We start from the raw sequence: 18,487 nt of genomic DNA, 5'->3' as shown, positions 1-18,487 counted from the left end.
AGCCCGGCGCTCAGCTAAGCCCACACCTGGTAGCCCGTGGACTTGTCGAAGAGCTTCCGGGTGGACAGCCCCTCGGCCGCGATCCAGAGCACCGAGTCATCGTCGGCGGCCTGCTCCACCACCCCGGTGAGAACGTGGTGGTCGAGTAACCACACCTCTACGGTGTGGCCGATCAACTGGGCCCAGTCCTTCCGGAGGCCACGGCCATGAACAGTTTTGACCAGGGCAAGATCCGTCATTTTCTTTACCATCCACGTTCTGCGAGGCGGTGGGGTTGCGGGATGTCGTCCACGTTGATGCCCACCATGGCTTCGCCGAGGCCGCGGGAGACCTTGGCGATGACATCGGGGTCGTCGTAGTAGGCGGTGGCGTTGACGACGGCGGCGGCGCGCTCTGCCGGGTTGCCGGACTTGAAGATGCCCGAACCAACGAACACACCGTCCGCGCCGAGCTGCATCATCATCGCGGCATCAGCCGGAGTAGCGATGCCACCGGCAGTGAACAGCACGACGGGGAGCTTGCCGGTAGCGGCAACTTCCTTGACCAGCTCGTACGGGGCCTGCAGTTCCTTGGCCGCAACGTACAGCTCGTCCTCGGGAAGGGCTGCGAGCTTGGCGATCTCGGAACGGATCTTGCGCATGTGCCCGGTGGCGTTGGAAACATCGCCGGTGCCGGCCTCGCCCTTGGAACGGATCATCGCCGCGCCCTCGTTGATGCGGCGCAGCGCCTCACCAAGGTTGGTGGCACCGCAAACGAAGGGGACGGTGAAGTTCCACTTGTCGATGTGGTTGATGTAGTCGGCCGGGGTCAGGACCTCGGACTCGTCGATGTAGTCAACACCGAGGGACTGCAGGACCTGGGCTTCGACGAAGTGGCCGATGCGGGCCTTCGCCATGACCGGGATGGACACCGCGGCGATGATCGCATCGATCATGTCCGGGTCCGACATGCGGGACACGCCGCCCTGGGCGCGGATATCGGCAGGCACTCGCTCGAGCGCCATGACAGCCACGGCACCGGCATCCTCGGCGATGCGGGCCTGCTCGACGTTAACGACGTCCATGATGACGCCGCCCTTGAGCATCTCCGCCATGCCCCGCTTGACGCGGCTGCTGCCCGTGAGCGGTATGTGTTCGAAACGATGGGGTCTTGTAAGCACGCGATACTCCAAGGGCTGAAGGCTGTGATTGCATCACAAGCGCCCGAAGGCAGGCGTTGGGAGCACGCCTGATATCCGGGTGATATATTAGTTGGAATCTTCAGTATGCGATCAGGAAAGCGCGGAGTCAACAGCCGGACGACGGCTGGATTCAGGCCGCGAAAAGAGCCTGACGCACTGCTTGTTCGAAGCCACTGACGTGGGCGCGGGCCAACTCGGCAGCCTTTTCCTCGTCGCCGTCGATGACCGCACGGAGTAGATCCAGATGCTCGCGCACATGGTGTTCCAGATTGGGCAGCCGGTCCAGCACCATGCACCAGATGCGCGTGGCCAGGTTGTCATAGCGGATCAGGACGTCTTCAAGGTGGGGGTTGGCGGCAGCGGCATAGATGCCCTGATGGACGCTGGCATCGAGCCTCAGCGTTTCAACTACCGACGCCGCCTTCACATCGAATTCCTCCACCGCACGCATCACCGCACGCAGGTGTTCCTTGGTGGAAGCAGAAGCAACCCGGGCAGCGCGGGCGGCAGCAAGGGGCTCCAGCTGGGTCCGGATTTCGGAGATAAAGGCCAGATCGGTCACTTCCACCCGCGTGGCGAAAGTGCCCCGCCGCGGGTAAGTGATGACGAGCCTGTCGAGCTCCAGCCGCTTCAGGGCTTCACGCACCGGAGTGCGGCCAATATCCAGGTCCTTGGCGAGCTGGTCGTCGTTAAGGAGGTCGCCGGGCTTGATCTCCAGCATCAGGAGTCGGTCGCGGAGGCGCTCATAGGCGACGTCGGCCAGTGACTTCCTGCCGGCGTCATCCGTTATTGCCAGAGTTCCAAAGGCCACAGCGCCATCCCTTTCTTCACAACCCAAAAACCTATTGACCTGCCTGTGCGTCCAGTATACGCTGAATCCCAATCCTAATATATCAGTTCAGGACCCAGGAATATATCTAAAGGAGGAGACATGACCCTCGTGGCGACAGACTCACCAGTAAGCACCCTGCCAAAGCCCGCCTTGCTCAAAGAAGAGCAAGCACAGAAGTTCGTACTCACATTGTCGTGCGTCGAACGCGCCGGAATCGTTCAGGCAGTCACCACCTTCCTTTTCGAGCGCGGTTTCAACATCGAAGAGCACCAGCAGTTCGACGACGGCCTCCGCCAAACGCTGCACCTGCGGACCGCTTTCTCCGGACCGCTGTCCTACTCACCTGAGCGGCTCGAAGAGGAATTCAGTGCCATCGCTGACCGCTTCGAGATGAAGTTCAGCTTCCATGACCAGACCAAAAAGCGGGTCCTGGTGATGGTCTCCAAGTTCGGGCATTGCCTGAACGACCTCATCTTCCGGTGGCGCGGCGGCAGCCTCGGCGGCGACCTCGTAGTGGTTGCCTCCAACCATGAGACCCACAGGGCCATGGCGGAAGCAGCGGGACTGCCGTTCGTCTACATCCCCGTCACCCCGGATACCAAGGCAGAGGCCGAACAGCGCCTCCTGGACCTGGTGGAGGAATACAACGTGGACCTTGTGGTGCTGGCCCGCTACATGCAGGTTCTCTCCAACGACCTGTGCCGCGCCCTCGAAGGCCGTGCCATCAACATCCATCACTCGTTCCTTCCCGGTTTCAAGGGCGCCCGCCCCTACCACCAGGCCTATGACCGTGGCGTGAAGCTGGTAGGCGCCACCGCCCATTACGTCACCGCGGACCTGGATGAGGGACCCATCATCGAGCAGGAAGTCATCCGCGTCGACCACAGCTACGGACCCACCACGCTCTCAACCGTGGGCCAGGACGCCGAAGCCCTGGCATTGTCCCGCGCAGTCAGGTGGCACTGCGAACACCGTGTGCTGCTCGACCAGACCAGCACCGTGGTTTTCCGCTAAGCCACCCGACGCCCCAGACCCCCACGAACTTCAGCAGGAGAACCCCCATGGCAACCACGCCCCGCATTGTCATCATCGGAGCCGGGATCGTCGGCACCAACCTCGCCGACGAACTGGTCACCCGCGGATGGAACAACATCACCGTCCTGGACCAAGGGCCCTTGAACATGCCCGGTGGCTCCACATCCCACGCACCTGGCCTGGTCTTCCAGACCAACCCGTCAAAGTCCATGGCCCTTTTCGCCAAGTACACGGTGGAAAAGCTCCTCTCGCTGACTGAGGACGGCCAGAGCTGCTTCAACCAAGTGGGCGGCCTGGAAGTTGCCACCACGGAGACCCGCCTGGCTGACCTGAAGCGCAAGCTCGGTTACGCACAGGCCTGGGGCATCGATGGCAAAATCCTCACCCGCGAGGAATGCAAGGAGCTCTACCCGCTGATTAATGAGGAAGACATCCTGGGCGGCCTCCACGTCCCCACCGATGGCCTGGCGCTTGCCGCCCGCGCCGTACAGTTGCTCATCAAGCGCACCGAAGCCGCCGGCGTTAAGTACATCGGCAACACCGAGGTGACCGGAATCGAGCAGTCGAACCGCCGCGTGACCGGCGTCGAGACCGCCGAAGGCGTCATCCCGGCGGACATCGTAGTTTCCTGCGCCGGTTTCTGGGGCGCCAAGGTAGGCGAGCTGATCGGAATGTCCGTTCCGCTCCTCCCGCTGGCGCACCAGTACGTAAAAACGACGCCGGTTCCCGCCCAGAAGGGCAAGAACGAGCTGCCCAACGGCGCCCAGCTGCCCATCCTGCGCCACCAGGACCAGGACCTCTACTACCGCGAGCACGGCGACCGTTACGGCATCGGCTCCTACGCCCACCGCCCCATGCCCGTGGATCTGGATGAATTGGGCAGCTACGAGCCCAGCAGCATCAGCGAACACAACATGCCCTCGCGCCTGGACTTCACACTGGAAGACTTCCTTCCCGCATGGGAAGCAACCAAGCAGATTCTTCCCGCCCTCCGCGAAAGCGAAATCGAGGACGGCTTCAACGGCATCTTCTCCTTCACCCCTGACGGCGGCTCGCTGGTAGGCGAATCCAAGGAAGTGGACGGCTTCTTCGTTGCCGAGGCCGTCTGGGTCACCCACTCCGCAGGCATCGCCCGCGCCGTGGCGGAACTGCTTACCACCGGCAAGTCGCAGATCGACCTCGGCGACTGCGATATCCACCGTTTCGAAGAGGTCCAGCTGACCCCTGAATACGTCAGCGAAACCTCCCAGCAGAACTTCGTGGAAATCTACGATGTCATGCACCCGCTCCAGCCCAAGCTTTCCCCGCGCAACCTTCGCGTCAGCCCCTTCCACGCCCGCCACAAGCAGCTCGGTGGCTACTTCCTGGAAGGCGCAGGATGGGAACGTCCTTACTGGTTCGAAGCCAACGCCGAACTCCTCAAGGAGATGCCGGATGACTGGCAGCCCCCGGCACGTGACGCGTGGTCCGGCATGTTCAGCTCGCCCATCGCCGCAGCCGAGGCCTGGAAGACCCGTACGGCAGTAGCCATGTACGACATGACACCGCTGAAGCGCCTCGAGGTATCGGGCCCGGGAGCTTTGAAGTTGCTCCAGGAGCTGACCACCGGCGATCTGGCCAAGAAGCCCGGCGCGGTCACTTACACCCTTCTCCTGGACGAGGCCGGCGGTGTCCGAAGCGACATCACCGTGGCCCGCCTCAGCGAAGACACGTTCCAGCTCGGAGCCAACGGCAACATGGACACCGCCTACTTTGAGCGCGCAGCCCGCCACCAGACCCAGAGCGGCGACGCCGGGGACTGGGTCCAGGTCCGTGACACCACCGGTGGCACCTGCTGCATCGGCTTGTGGGGTCCGCTGGCCCGCGACCTCATCAGCACGGTCAGCAGCGATGACTTCACCAACGACGGCCTGAAGTACTTCCGTGCCAAGCAGGTCACCATCGGCGGCGTCAACGTCACCGCCATGCGCCTGTCCTACGTGGGCGAACTCGGCTGGGAGCTCTACACCAGTGCTGACAACGGGCAGCGCCTTTGGGATGCCCTGTGGAAGGCCGGCCAACCTTTCGGCGTCATCGCCGCAGGCCGTGCCGCCTTCAGCTCGCTGCGCTTGGAAAAGGGCTACCGTTCCTGGGGCACGGACATGACCACGGAACACGATCCCTTCGAAGCCGGCCTCGGATTTGCCGTGAAGATGGCCAAGGAGAACTTTGTCGGCAAGGCTGCCCTTGAAGGCCGCACCGAGGAAGGCTCTGCGCGTCGCCTTCGCTGCCTGACGGTCGACGACGGCAGGAGCCTCGTGCTGGGCAAGGAACCGGTGTTCTACAAGGACCAGGCGGTGGGTTACGTCACCAGCGCCGCCTACGGTTACTCGGTCCGCAAACCGATCGCCTACGCCTACCTGCCTTCGGCAGTATCAATCGGAGACTCCGTGGAAATCGAGTACTTCGGACGTCGGATCCAGGCCACCGTGACCCAGGATCCGCTGTACGATCCCACCATGAGCCGGCTCCGTGGCTAGCACTGCCATGATCAGCTCAGAAACCATCAATGACTACCTCTCCCGGTTGGCTTCACGTCAGCCCACCCCCGGTGGAGGGGCGGCTGCGGCACTGCACGCGGCCCAGGGTGCCGCGCTGGTTGCCATGGTGGCCAGGTACACCACGGGAGCAAAATATGAGCAGCATGCAGGGCTCGTCAACCGGATCACCAGCGCCGCCGACCACTTGGTCGTCGAAGCCCTGCGCCTCGCTGACGCTGATGAACACGCCTTCCAGTCCGTCATCGACTCCTACAAGCTGCCCTCGGACACGGAGGAACTGAAGACCGCGCGCACAGCGGCCATTCAGGACGCCCTGGTCCAGGCCGCCCATACCCCCGCACAGCTGGTCAAGGTTGCCGGTGAAGTGGTGGATCTGGCCACCGAACTTTTCGAGGTGGCCAACCCCAACGTCATCAGCGACGTCGCAGCCGCAGCCGATGCTGCCCGGGCAGCCGCCACCACGGCCCGGGTCAACATCGACATCAATGTGGTCGCCCTCAAACACGGCGAAGCCCGTTCACGTTTGGCGGAGCAGACGGACGGTATTGAGGACAAGGTGGTACTCGCCGCTGATGCCTTGGTGAAGCGCGTCCGGGAAAGGATCCTCTCATGACCACGGCCGTGCTTTCCGGAAAGGGACTCGCTTCCCGCATCCAACAGCAAGCCCGGGATGAGGCCCGCATCCTTCGCTCCGAGGGATTGCGGCCCACCCTGGCCGTTGTTGTCGCCACGGACGACGAGGCAACCCACTGGTATGTCCGTTCAATCGAGCGGGCAGCTGGACGGGCAGGGATCGAGTGCCGCGTGGTCGATCTCGGGCCAAACGCCGGTGAAGCTGCGCTGGCAAACATCCTCGAGGACCTCAGCGCAGAACCGGCCGTTCATGGGATCATCCTCCAGACTCCCCTGCCGGCCGCCGTACGTGCAGACCGCTTGGTGGGGCTCATCGCCCCCGAAAAGGACGTCGACGGCGCCAATCCCCTCAGTCTCGGCCGTTTGGCCGTGGGCCAGCCTGCGTTCGCGCCGGCCACAGCCCGGGCCGTGGTGGAATTGCTGGACCACTTCGAGGTGCCGGTCGCGGGCCGGAAGGTGGCCGTCGTCGGGCGTTCCGCCGTGGTGGGCAAGCCGCTGTCCCTGCTCCTCCTCGACAAGGATGCAACCGTCACCATCTGCCACTCCAAATCGGGTCCGCTGGAGCGCCATACCCGGTACGCCGACGTCGTGGTTGTTGCCGCGGGCCGCACCGGCCTGCTCAAAGGCAGCGATATCTCGGAAGAGACGGTAGTGATCGACGTCGGGACGAACGTCCTGCCCGACGGTTCCCTGGTGGGGGACGTCGATGAGGCCAGCGTCACCGGCGTCGCTGCCGGGCTGAGTCCGGTTCCCGGCGGCGTGGGGTCGGTAACCACGGCCCTGTTGCTGCTGCATACGGCCGAAGCTGCGCGGCAGCACTCCCCCGCCGCTTTGCTGACTGCATCCACTTCCGGGATCTGAAGGGTTTACCCATGCATGCCAAAGCTCCGCGCGAGAACATTGATGAGTCGCAACTGACCGTCACCAAACCCAAAACCAAGGCCGTGGGCATCCCGGCTGTTGCCAACGCCTTGAAAATTTCCCTGGAACAGATGGGACCGCTGCGCAGCGTCCAAACCCTGCTGGCAGTAAACCAGCTGGACGGGTTCGACTGCATGGGATGCGCCTGGCCCGAGCACGAGAAACGCAATGCAGCGGAGTTCTGTGAAAACGGCGCCAAGGCCGTGGCCGAGGAAGCCACCCGCCGCCGCGTCACACCGGAATTCTTCGCCCAGCACTCCATTTCCGATCTCAAGACCCGGGACGACTTCTGGTTGGGCCAGCAAGGCAGGCTCACCCACCCGATGTTCCTGGACGAAGGTGCTACGCACTACAGGGCCATTGACTGGGAGGACGCATACGACCTCATGGCCAAGGAACTGCGGGAGTTGGAACACCCCGACCAAGCAGTGTTCTACACCTCGGGCCGCACCTCCAACGAGGCAGCGTTTGTCTACCAGCTCCTGGTCCGGGGACTTGGGACCAACAACCTCCCGGACTGTTCGAACATGTGCCACGAATCCTCCGGTTCCGCTCTGGTGGAGACCATCGGCATCGGCAAGGGCTCGGTCAGCCTGACGGACCTGGAAACGGCGTCGCTGATCTTCGTCGCGGGGCAGAATCCCGGGACCAACCACCCGCGCATGCTCAGCGCATTGGAGAAGGCGAAGAAGAACGGCGCGGTCATCGTTTCAGTCAACCCGCTTCCTGAGGCCGGGCTCCTGCATTTTGAGAACCCCCAGCATGTGGCCGGGATGATCCAGGGCACCCAACTGACGGACGACTTCCTGCAGATCCGTGCCGGCGGAGACCAAGCCCTCTTCCAAGGCCTGGGCAAATACCTGCTGGAAGCCGAAGCTGCCGGAAGGAACACCCCTGGCCTGCAAACGGTCCTGGACCATGACTTCATCGACAACCACACAGTCGGCCTTGATGACTACCTGCGCTACCTGGAAAAGGTGGAGTGGGATGACATTGTGGAGGCAACAGGGCTGACGTTGGAGCAGATCCATTCCACCGGTGAACGGCTGCTTGCTTCCAGCGCCACGATTGTTTGCTGGGCCATGGGATTGACCCAGCACAAGCACTCCGTGCCCACCCTCCGCGATGTGGTCAACGTCCTGCTCCTGCAAGGCAACATCGGCAAGCCCGGCGCGGGTGTCTGCCCGGTGCGCGGCCATTCCAACGTCCAGGGCGACCGGACCATGGGCATCTTCGAAAAGATGCCCGGGACCTTCCATGACCGGCTGGACCAGGAATTCGAGTTCCACTCCCCCCGGGAGCACGGCTATGACACAGTGGCAGCCATCCGGGCCATGCGCGACGGAAAAGTCCGGTTCTTCATGGGCATGGGCGGCAACTTCGTCCGGGCCGCTCCCGATTCGGAGGTCACTGAGCAGGCCTTGGCCAATACCCGGTTGACCGTCCAGATTTCCACCAAGCTCAACCACTCACACTTGTCCACGGGTCGCCGCGCGCTGATCCTTCCCACGCTGGGACGCACCGAGAAGGACACCCAACGTACGGGCGACCAGCGGGTCACGGTGGAAGACTCCATGAGTGCCGTCCACGCATCACGCGGACGCCTCAAGCCTGCAAGTGAACATCTGCACTCCGAGGTAGCAATCGTATGCAACCTCGCGCACAGGGTGTTCACCGATGGCCACGGCCGCTTGCCCAACACACCCCAGGCCGCGTGGCTCGCCATGCGGGACGACTACACGCTGATCCGGAAGCACATTGAAGCGGTGTTTGACGGCTTTGAAGACTTTGAAGCACGGATCCAGCACCCTGGCGGCTTTGTGCTGCCCCACCCGCCCCGCGATGCCAGGAAGTTCGACACCGCCTCGGGGAAAGCGCACTTCACGGGCAACGAACTGGAGTTCATCAAGGTCCCGCCGGGCCGCTTGGTCCTTCAAACCCTGCGCTCACACGACCAGTACAACACCACCATCTATGGCAAGGACGACCGCTACCGCGGCATCCACGGTGGCCGGCGGGTGGTTCTCATCAACGCCGAGGACATCACAGGGCTGGGCTTTGCCGACGGCGACATGGTCCACCTGGTTTCCGAGTTCCAGGGAACAGACCGGCGGGCGGAGAACTTCCGGATCGTGTCCTATTCGACGCCGAAGGGGTGTGCCGCCGCCTATTACCCCGAAACCAACGTCCTGGTGCCCCTCGATTCCGTGGCGGACACCAGCGGCACGCCCACGTCCAAGTCCGTGATCATCAGGCTGGAGAGGGCCTGAGTTTCAACAAAAGTTCCAACAGTCAGATTTTTCACCCGTCAGATTTTTCACCCGTCCGGTGGTTCGTGAGGGGTGCTTCGGTGGCCTGAAACCTGGGGAGGTATTTCTTCATCGAAGCACCGCTTTCGGACCATTGGGCAGCATTTTTCAGTAACAGCCAGAGAACAGGGAGTGACCATGTCAGGAAACAGAGCAGTCGCCTACAAGGAACCCGGTGTCGTTGAGATCATCAACACCGACTACCCAACGTTTGAGCTCAAGGACGGGCCGGGCGTCAACCCTGCCAACGTGGGACGGAAGGTGCCGCACGGCGCGATCCTCCGGACGGTAACCACCAACATCTGCGGATCGGACCAGCACATGGTCCGTGGCCGCACCACCGCTCCGCAGGACCTGGTGCTGGGCCACGAAATCACCGGCGAAGTGGTGGAGGTAGGGCCCGACGTCGAGTTCATCAAGGTGGGCGACATCGTCTCGGTGCCGTTCAACATCTCCTGCGGCCGCTGCCGGAACTGCAAGGAACAGAAGACCGGCATCTGCCTCAACGTCAACCCTGACCGCCCCGGCAGCGCCTACGGCTACGTGGACATGGGCGGATGGGTGGGAGGCCAGGCCGAGTTCGTGCTGGTCCCCTACGCCGACTGGAACCTGCTGCGTTTCCCGGACCGCGACCAGGCCCTGGAAAAGATCATGGACCTGACCATGCTCTCGGACATCTTCCCCACCGGTTTCCACGGCGCCGTCACTGCCGGTGTTGGCGTGGGGTCCACTGTTTACGTCGCAGGCGCCGGGCCCGTGGGCCTTGCTGCCGCCGTCGGCGCCCAACTGCTGGGTGCCGCCGTCGTGATTGTGGGCGACATGAACGAGGACCGGCTGGCGCAGGCGCGCTCCTTCGGCTGCGAAACCGTCAATGTCTCCAACGGCGATCCAAAGGAACAAATCGCACAGATCCTCGGCGTTCCGGAAGTGGACTGCGGCGTTGACGCTGTGGGCTTCGAAGCCCGCGGCCACGGCAAGGATGCCTCCCACGAAGCTCCCGCCACCGTGCTGAACTCCCTCATGGACATCACTGCGGCCGGCGGATCCCTGGGCATCCCGGGCCTCTACGTCACCGGAGACCCGGGTGGAATCGACGACGCAGCCAAGCACGGTTCGCTCTCGCTCTCCCTGGGTACCGGCTGGGCCAAGTCCCTGTCCTTCACCACCGGCCAGTGCCCGGTCATGAAGTACAACCGTCAGTTGATGATGGCCATCCTTCATGACAAGGTCCAGATCGCCAAGGCAGTAAACGCCCAGGCAATCCCGCTCGAGGACGCTCCCCGCGGTTACGCAGAGTTCGACGCCGGAGCGGCAACCAAGTTCGTCCTGAACCCCAACGGCTACGTCAAGGCGTAGTACACCACCGGCTCAGTACGCATCAACCGATACCGGGGACTGCGCGGCAAGCATTACGGGAAGGCCGTGCAGTCCCCGGTATCTGCACTTAACCTCATTCCAGGGAGCGAACGATCCATGCTTACCCAAGAAGCCGCCGGCCCTGCCGTTTCAGTGCGGCACGCAGCCACCTGGGCTGAAGCCCGGGAGCTGGCGTACCACTGCGCCGGACCGCTGAACCCGTCCAAAGTCTCCCTCCGCGAAGCAATCGGGCACACCCTGACCCGCGCAGTCACTGCCCCGCGGGACCTTCCGCACTACGCGTCATCGGCAATGGACGGCTGGGCTGTCAATGGCAGCGGCGCCGAAACCGGCAGCTTTGGCCCGTGGAAATTGACGACGGCGGGGCTCCCGCTTGCGCCGGGCGAAGCCAGCACCATTGCCACCGGCGGACTGGTCCCTGCGGGTGCCACAGCAGTCCTGCGGAAGGAAAGCGGAACAGTCGCCGAGGACGGCCGGCTCTTCCTCGCCCATGATGCCAGGCCAGAGGACACACTCCCCGGCCGGCACATCAGGGGAGCCGGGGAAGAAGCCGGAGCCGGCGACGTCCTCATTCCCGCCGGCACACTCCTTAATCCGGCCCACATTGCTCTGGCCGCCGTAGCAGGCCACGATTACCTCCACGTACAGCGCAAGCCGAGGGTCGCCGTCGTACTGACCGGCTCGGAAGTGGTGACCTCTGGTGAACCGGCAGCAGGACAGGTACGCGACGCGTTCGGTCCGCAGCTGGATGCCGTCATTTCCCAATTGGGCGGAACCCCCGGTGGCCAGCGCAGGATCGGCGACTCGTACCAAGAGTGGATGGCGGCGCTGGACGATGCTGATGTTGCCGGGGCCCTGCCGCCGGACGTCACCATCACCACCGGCGGGACCGGCAAATCCGGGACGGACCACTTCCGTGACGCCGTTGCTGCGCTCGGTGGCCGGATCCTCCTGGACGGCATCGACATGAGGCCTGGTCATCCCGCCGTGCTGGCCGTACTGCCGGATGGCAGGTTCATCATAGGTCTCCCGGGAAATCCGCTCGCCGCCATGATGGCGCTCATGACCCTCGGTGAGCCCCTGCTGGCCGCCTTGGGAGACCGGCCCATCCCGTCAGCCAGCCTCATGACATCCGGGGCCGACGTTGATCCGGTCCCGGGAAAGACCCGCCTCATACCCTGCAGCGTGATCCACGACGTGGTGTTCCCGGCCTCCCATACCGCTTCGGGGATGATGCGGGGACTTGCCGGAGCCGATGGATACATGGCTGTTCCCCCCGAAGGCGTGGCAGCCGGGGCGCCCGTGCCGGTCCTGCCACTGCCCTGGAAGTAAACCACGCGAGTACCCCTGGTGTGAAAGGGTCCGTGCAAAACTCCGTCTAGGATGAGGTCAGACGAGAGCGCAGGCCGGACAACCCAAGCCAGTAAAGGCGGCCTGCCTGGACTAACGACACGAGGCATCATGGCCGCACGGAACAACCCGGACATCGAAAAGGATGCGGACGCCCAAGGCGGTGGCGTCCAGTCCGTGGACCGGGCCCTCCAGATCCTGGAAATCCTTGCCCGTGAAGGTGACGCCGGCGTGAGTGAAATCGCCGAAGAAATGGGCATCCATAAGTCCACCGTGTCCAGGTTGGTGGGGTCCTTGGTCAGCCGGGAAATCGTGCGGCAAAACAGCGAGCGCGGCAAGTACCAGTTGGGCTTTGGGATACTTCGCCTGGCGTCGTCCATCCCCGGCCGGCTCAGCGTGGTCCATGAAGCACGGGAGGTCCTGGAGTCCTTGGCTGCCGAGTACAAGGAGACCGTGAACCTGGCTGTCCTGCGGTCCAACTACGCCGTCAACGTGGACCAGGCCATGGGCCCTTCGACGCTGGCCACCTATGACTGGGTGGGAAGCCTGACTCCCCTGCATGCCACGTCCAGCGGCAAGGTACTCCTTGCCGCGTTGACCACCGACGAGAGGTCCCAGGTCCTCAAAACGGTGGGCCTGCCCGCCCGGACACCGCGCACCGTGACCAACCGGGGCGAGCTGGAGAAGCAACTGCTGGACGTGGCCCGCAATGGCTACGCCATAGTCCATGAAGAGTTCGAAATCGGCCTCACGGCCGTGGCCGTGCCCATCTTCAACCACTCAGGAAACGTTATTGCCGCGGTCAGCATCTCCGGTCCGGCCTTCAGGTTTTCACCCGAGGACCAGCCGGGGCTTATTGAGGGGCTCCGAACGGCCGGACTGACCATCAGCGCCCGTATGGGCTACCGGCACAGCTAGGCCGCAGCGAACCAACTGCTTCCACCAGCCCCAGGGGCAACATGCAGTACAAACACACCCCTGCACCTCAAGGCCAATTGATATATCAATCTGCTGTCAAAGAGCGAAAAAACCTTGACTTTCACTGTGACGCAGAGCACTCTGTTGCATAGCGCGAATGTTGTTGATTCATGCGGAACGCTCTCCACCCTTACGGATGGCCACCCCCTTCAAGGGCCATGTATAAACGCAAGCCCATGACTCTCCGAGCAAAGGACCCGCTCATGGCTATAAACAGTGACACCAAACCCCTTACACCAGAGGAGTTACCTGCCGACGACCAGTTAGTGGACACTCCACCCGACACCTTGGCCGCCCTCGACGCTGAGGACGGAGGCGCAGAAGTCCTTCCCGATTCTGAAGAGTACGAACAGATCATGGAAGAACTGCGCCACGCCAAGACCGAGCAGGCCGTCTCGGCCCGCCGGAACCGCAAACTTACCCTCGACAAAGTCACCTTCGGGATCACGGGCGCCATCGCCGTCGCCTTCGTGGTCTGGGGATTTGTTGGACGGGACAGCCTCTCTGAAACCTCCAAAGGCGCCCTGAACTGGGTCATGGAATACACCGGCTGGCTCTTCATGGTCCTGGCCTCCTTGTTCGTTGTGTTCGTCCTCTGGCTTGCCCTCGGCAAGTTCGGCAACATCCCGCTGGGCAAGGACGGCGAGAAGCCCGAGTTCCGCACAGTCTCCTGGGTGGCCATGATGTTCGCCGCCGGCATGGGCATCGGCCTGATGTTCTACGGCGTGGCCGAACCGCTGTACCACTACATCTCCCCGCCACCCGGAACAGTGGACGGCCGCACACCTGCTGCCATCCAGACCGCCATGGCCACCTCGATCTTCCATTGGACCCTGCACCCCTGGGCCATGTACGCCGTGGTGGGTATCGCCATGGCGTATGGCACGTACCGGCTCGGCCGTAAGCAGCTGGTGTCCGCGGCCTTCACCTCGCTGTTCGGCATCCGCATGGTGGAAGGCCCCATCGGGAAGTTCATCAATATCCTGGCCATCTTCGCCACCCTCTTCGGGACCGCAGCTTCCCTGGGCCTTGGCGCCCTCCAGATCGGCAGCGGAATGACCTCCAACGGCTGGCTCGGCGAGGTCGGCACCCCTGTGCTGGTGGTCATCGTCGCCGTCCTGACCTTCTGCTTCGTCGCATCAGCCGTTTCAGGCATCAGCCGCGGCATCCAGTGGCTTTCCAACATCAACATGGTGCTGGCGGTGGTCCTGGCCCTGATCGTTTTCGTTGCCGGCCCCACCCTTTTCATCCTCAACCTGATTCCTTCCGCCGTGGGCGACTACGCCAGGGACCTGGCCGAGATGTCCTCACGGACCGAAGCTGTGGGAGACGATTCCCTCCGCAGCTGGATGACCAGCTGGACCATCTTCTACTGGGCCTGGTGGATCTCCTGGACGCCCTTCGTTGGCTTGTTCATTGCCCGGATCAGCCGGGGCCGGACCATCCGCCAATTCGTCACCGGCGTATTGCTGGTGCCCAGCGTCGTGAGCGTCATCTGGTTCGGCATTTTCGGCGGGGCCGCGTTCCAGGTCCAGCAGGAAGCTGACAAGGCCGGCACTCCGGGGCTGGTGACCATGGTGGACGGTGCTCCCTCCATCAACTTCGACGGCGCCCTGTTCGATCTCGTAAAGAACCTGGGCATGCCCGGGTGGCTGACTGCCGCCGTCATCGTCCTGGCCATGGTCCTGGTGGCGATCTTCTTCATCACCGGCGCCGACGCGGCCTCGATCGTGATGGGATCCTTGAGCTCCAACGGTGCCGAGCACCCGCGCCGCGGCGTGGTGATCTTCTGGGGCAGCCTCACCGGTGCTGTCGCCGCGGTCATGCTCCTTGCCGGCGGTGACAAACCCTCCGAGGCTTTGGCAGGCCTCCAAAGAGTCACCATCGTGGCAGCCCTGCCGTTCGTGATCGTGATGCTGCTGCTCTGTTTCGCCTTGGTCAAGGATCTTCGCCGCGACCCCCTCTCGCTGCACCGCCGTCTGGCCACCTCAGTGGTGGACCGGGCCATCCGGGCCGGAGTTGAGCAGCACGGCGGGGTTCAGTTCGACCTCGTCACCAAGCACGAATGCGCCGAAAAGTGCACTGAGTCCGATTGCGCCGGTGGAACGCCCACGGGAACCATCCCCCTGGTGGGCAAACCAGCCCAGCACTCCGACCCCAAGTAACCGGCCTTTGGCCAGCCCATCCCCATTTCAGGCCAGCCCATTCCCATTCCAGGAAGGTCCACCATGCCCAACACATCCACCCTCCGCCTCAACGCCAAGGCCGGCCGCAGCAGCCAGGTCGGCTCCAACGACCAGTCCGGCGAGGACGTGACCCTCACCCTGGACTCCTCCAAACCGGTGACGGTCCGCATTGAGGTTGACCACTGCCCTTGCGGATCCGAACACCGCCGGGCCGGGTCCTACACCGACAGCGACTTCAGCCGCTGACAGAGCACAACAGAACAGGCGACACAACAAAGCAGCACACAACAAAGCAGGCGCCGGATCCCGGCGCCTGCTTTGTTGTGTGGTGCTGTTTATTGCTGGTTTGTTGCTGGTGATACTTGAGGCCTAAGGCCTATTTGGGCATCAGCACCGAGTCAACCAGGTAGACCGTGGCGTTGGCGGTCTGTACGCCGCCGCAGATCACGTTGGCGCCATCAACCGTGAGGGCGTCCTTGGTGCCGGCTACGGTCACTTCGCCACCCTGGACAGTCTTGTGGGTGCCGACGATCTGGTCCGGGGTCAGCTGACCGGGGATTACGTGGTAGGTGAGAATCTTGCTCAGCAGGGCATCGTCCGTCTTGAGCGTCTCGATTGTTGCGGGGTCGATCTTTGCGAAAGCATCGTCAACCGGTGCGAACACCGTGAATTCGCTGCCGTTCAGGGTGGAAACCAGGTCAACCTTGGGGTTGAGCTTTCCCGAAACAGCGGCGGTCAGGGTCTTGAGCAGCGGGTTGTTCGATGCTGCTACGGCTACCGGGTCCTTGGCCATGCCAGTTACCGAGCCGGCGCCGTCCGGAACCTGTGCGGCGTATCCGGCGCAGCCGGGGCCTACAAGGTTGGCGGCGGGATCCATCGCGGCGCTGGACATAGCGGACGACGACGGCGACGGTGCCATCGACGACGGAGCCGCCGAGGAACTCATCGGAGCCGGTGATGAAGACGACGGGGTGCTGGAGGTGCTGGAACCACCACAGGCAGTAAGACCGAGAAGGGCGGCTGCTGTGAGGCCAACGAAGGCGAGGGCGGGGCGCTTTGTGGACAACATGTCATTCTCCTTGTTTTTGGAACCAGGGCGTTGGCTCCATTGGTTGGTGGGACCTTGGCTGCTGATGCTGCTTTCGCTTCACCGGCGGTTTGTGTCTCACCATCTATTCGGAGGGTGGCACGGGGTGGATGGGTCCGGATTGAAAAAGTTTTTTAAAACCCTGGCCGGCCACCCCGCGGCCCCCATCCACCGTTCGCGTTCCACTCAGAAGTACGGCTTGGTGATCAGCTCCAGGGCATGGCCGGATGGATCCTTGAAATAGACGCCGCGGCCGCCGTGCTCCGTGTTTGTTTCCCCCGGGCGGGTCATCTGCGGATCCGCCCAGTGTTCGACGCCGGCGCTCACCAGACGCCCATAGGCACGGTCGAAGTGCTGGTCGTCAACAAGGAAGGCGTAGTGCTGCATCTGGATCTCGACCGGCGGCTCGGCGAATTGCAGCATTACCCCGCCGGCCAGCGTGAGGTTGGTGAAGGGACCCCAGCTGGGAGCTTCCTCCGCTTCAAGGATGGATTGGTAGAACGCGGCGGAAGCGGCGCGGTCCAAGGACGCGATGATGGTGTGGTTGAAAAGTGCAGGCATGGATATCTCCTTTGTGGGTTGTTTTCGATGGTTTGAGGGTCATCGATCCACAAGGAGGTGCCCGAGGGGCAACTGCGCTGTACCTGCCAATGCGGCAGGGCAAAACGCGCGTCAGAGGTCGGCCGGGTAGCCGATCCGTGCAGGGCAGAAGCCCGATCCGGTCATCACGGCAGCCAGTCTAACCCGTTTTGGTCCCGCTCACCGTTGTGCGGCAGCTCCAGCCTTCCGGAGATCGAGGTGGCCCCATAGCGCGCATAGGAACAGAACCACGCTGAGGAAGGCCATGCCGGGAGTGATGCCATCGACGAGGAGAACCACTACTCCAGCCACGCCACTGACTGCGCCCAGCAGGATCCTTGGGTGCGTGAGAGGACCTTTGCTCGACGCGCTTACCAGTTCAAGACGCCCCAGCCGCCTCGCAACCGGCAAGAGCGCACATGCAACAGCCACGAGCCACACCGGCCGGCTCAACCACCATTCCGCGGTCCCCGGAACCGGGAGATGTACCGGGACCATGAGCAGCAGGCCAGCGAGGGAAACCATCACCGGCATGTGCCAGAGATATATGGTCATCGCTTTGGAGCCCACCAACCTGACCAGGGACATGGCCTTGGACCTTTCGGTCCACCGTCTGATGCGCTTTTGGGCGAGGGAGAAAACCATCAGTTGTGCGATTGCCAGGAGCGCAAGGGCGCCCGTTGGCGGATTGAGGTTGCTGAACATATCCCCCGAATACCAGCCGGATGCGAAGAGATGGACCAAGAGGACCAAGGACAAACCCGCAATCCATTTCCGTGCCGCACGGGACATCCGCCCCACCCGCCCATCGGCCAGCCAGAAGCCCAGCTGCTGGATAAAGAGCCATACGAAGGCAAGGTTGGCGTGCCCGAGGGCAGGAAGCTCCATGAACAAACGTCCCGTATCCACCGCAACAATGGCGAGCGCCAACCCCACCAAAGTCGGGAGCCCCGCCTTCCCGTGAGCGGATGCCATCAGGGGAACAAGCGCCGAACATCCGAGGTAGACGGCCAGGAACCACAAGGGCTGGCTGATTCGATACCCGGCTGTTTCCACCATCTCCCCGGGAACGCCCGCTACGGCAAGTATCAGCAGCCCCGTTCCCACTGAGGCCACCAAGACCACAGCGGGAACCAGCAGCCGCACCAGCCTGAGCCGGACATAGTCACCGGCTGTGCTGCCCCGGAGCTGCATGCGGCGCCATTGCGAGACGGAACTGAAGCCGCCGGCAATGAAGAACAGCGGCATGACTTGAACAAGCCAGGACAGGGAGGAGAACCACGGATTTCCGTCCAGGGCATTCTCCAGTACAGGCCCCTGGGGACCAACGCTCACGCCCACCATCAGGGCGTGGAGTGCCACCACCACCACAAGGCAGAGACTCCGGATGACGTCCACACTGGCATCCCGCGCAGTGCCCGTTCCGTGCGGCCGGGCCATTTGTGCAGTTGTGTCACTTTTCATGCTTTCGACGCTACGG

Annotated in this window: 16 protein-coding genes; 10 read left to right on the top strand and 6 right to left on the bottom strand. The window is 63.2% G+C overall.

Going from position 1 to position 18,487, the window contains the following annotated elements; all coding sequences use genetic code 11:
- Positions 1 to 14: 14 nt before the first annotated feature.
- From LDN85_RS02715 to LDN85_RS02705, 3 genes are all read right to left on the bottom strand, one after another.
- Positions 15 to 239 (bottom strand): hypothetical protein, encoded by a 225-nt coding sequence (locus LDN85_RS02715; protein ID WP_026542247.1) that lies wholly within the window; start codon positions 237 to 239, stop codon positions 15 to 17.
- Between the two features lie 5 nt (positions 240 to 244).
- Complete coding sequence (gene pdxS, locus LDN85_RS02710; protein ID WP_272941670.1) at positions 245 to 1,093, bottom strand: pyridoxal 5'-phosphate synthase lyase subunit PdxS; 849 nt, start codon at positions 1,091 to 1,093, stop codon at positions 245 to 247.
- A 217-nt stretch (positions 1,094 to 1,310) separates the two neighbouring features.
- Positions 1,311 to 1,991, bottom strand: coding sequence for a GntR family transcriptional regulator (locus LDN85_RS02705; protein WP_091552752.1), 681 nt, complete (start codon positions 1,989 to 1,991; stop codon positions 1,311 to 1,313).
- Between the two features lie 120 nt (positions 1,992 to 2,111).
- Between LDN85_RS02705 and purU the strand changes: the two genes are divergently transcribed.
- From purU to LDN85_RS02655, 10 genes are all read left to right on the top strand, one after another.
- Positions 2,112 to 3,026: a formyltetrahydrofolate deformylase gene (gene purU, locus LDN85_RS02700; RefSeq protein WP_026542590.1), complete on the top strand. Its 915-nt coding sequence runs from the start codon at positions 2,112 to 2,114 to the stop codon at positions 3,024 to 3,026.
- A gap of 47 nt (positions 3,027 to 3,073) precedes the next feature.
- A complete protein-coding gene (locus tag LDN85_RS02695) occupies positions 3,074 to 5,566 on the top strand; it encodes an FAD-dependent oxidoreductase (protein WP_091552751.1) in 2,493 nt (830 codons plus the stop codon).
- Between the two features lie 7 nt (positions 5,567 to 5,573).
- A complete protein-coding gene (locus LDN85_RS02690; RefSeq protein ID WP_026548343.1) occupies positions 5,574 to 6,200 on the top strand; it encodes a cyclodeaminase/cyclohydrolase family protein in 627 nt (208 codons plus the stop codon).
- Positions 6,197 to 7,081 (top strand): bifunctional 5,10-methylenetetrahydrofolate dehydrogenase/5,10-methenyltetrahydrofolate cyclohydrolase, encoded by an 885-nt coding sequence (locus LDN85_RS02685; protein ID WP_223944519.1) that lies wholly within the window; start codon positions 6,197 to 6,199, stop codon positions 7,079 to 7,081. Before LDN85_RS02690 ends, LDN85_RS02685 begins: the two co-directional genes overlap by 4 nt.
- Positions 7,082 to 7,092: 11 nt before the next feature.
- Complete coding sequence (locus LDN85_RS02680) at positions 7,093 to 9,411, top strand: FdhF/YdeP family oxidoreductase (protein WP_223944518.1); 2,319 nt, start codon at positions 7,093 to 7,095, stop codon at positions 9,409 to 9,411.
- 177 nt (positions 9,412 to 9,588) lie between these two features.
- A complete protein-coding gene (gene fdhA / locus LDN85_RS02675) occupies positions 9,589 to 10,806 on the top strand; it encodes a formaldehyde dehydrogenase, glutathione-independent (protein WP_026542594.1) in 1,218 nt (405 codons plus the stop codon).
- 117 nt (positions 10,807 to 10,923) lie between these two features.
- Positions 10,924 to 12,159 carry a molybdopterin molybdotransferase MoeA gene (locus LDN85_RS02670; protein WP_223944517.1) on the top strand — a complete coding sequence of 412 codons (1,236 nt, stop codon included), beginning with the start codon at positions 10,924 to 10,926 and terminating at the stop codon, positions 12,157 to 12,159.
- 129 nt (positions 12,160 to 12,288) lie between these two features.
- Positions 12,289 to 13,095: an IclR family transcriptional regulator gene (locus tag LDN85_RS02665; protein WP_026548347.1), complete on the top strand. Its 807-nt coding sequence runs from the start codon at positions 12,289 to 12,291 to the stop codon at positions 13,093 to 13,095.
- 263 nt (positions 13,096 to 13,358) lie between these two features.
- The gene (locus LDN85_RS02660) at positions 13,359 to 15,320 is read left to right on the top strand and encodes a BCCT family transporter (RefSeq protein ID WP_026542596.1); all 1,962 of its coding nucleotides are present in this window, start codon (positions 13,359 to 13,361) and stop codon (positions 15,318 to 15,320) included.
- A gap of 63 nt (positions 15,321 to 15,383) precedes the next feature.
- Entirely contained in the window at positions 15,384 to 15,587 is a 204-nt protein-coding gene (locus LDN85_RS02655) for a hypothetical protein (RefSeq protein WP_223944516.1), read from the top strand.
- A gap of 130 nt (positions 15,588 to 15,717) precedes the next feature.
- Here LDN85_RS02655 and LDN85_RS02650 read toward each other — a convergent pair whose 3' ends face one another.
- From LDN85_RS02650 to LDN85_RS02640, 3 genes are all read right to left on the bottom strand, one after another.
- Positions 15,718 to 16,410: a fasciclin domain-containing protein gene (locus LDN85_RS02650; RefSeq protein ID WP_026548349.1), complete on the bottom strand. Its 693-nt coding sequence runs from the start codon at positions 16,408 to 16,410 to the stop codon at positions 15,718 to 15,720.
- Positions 16,411 to 16,614: 204 nt separating this feature from the next.
- Entirely contained in the window at positions 16,615 to 16,989 is a 375-nt protein-coding gene (locus LDN85_RS02645; RefSeq protein ID WP_026542598.1) for a VOC family protein, read from the bottom strand.
- Positions 16,990 to 17,187: 198 nt separating this feature from the next.
- Positions 17,188 to 18,471: an acyltransferase gene (locus LDN85_RS02640; RefSeq protein WP_223944515.1), complete on the bottom strand. Its 1,284-nt coding sequence runs from the start codon at positions 18,469 to 18,471 to the stop codon at positions 17,188 to 17,190.
- Positions 18,472 to 18,487 lie beyond the last annotated feature (16 nt).

Origin of the sequence: Arthrobacter sp. StoSoilB20 (assembly GCF_019977295.1) — a bacterium.
In the GTDB taxonomy this organism is placed as follows: domain Bacteria; phylum Actinomycetota; class Actinomycetes; order Actinomycetales; family Micrococcaceae; genus Arthrobacter; species Arthrobacter nicotinovorans_A.
Note: the sequence above shows the minus strand (reverse complement) of the source record. Positions and strands in the feature narration are given on the sequence as shown.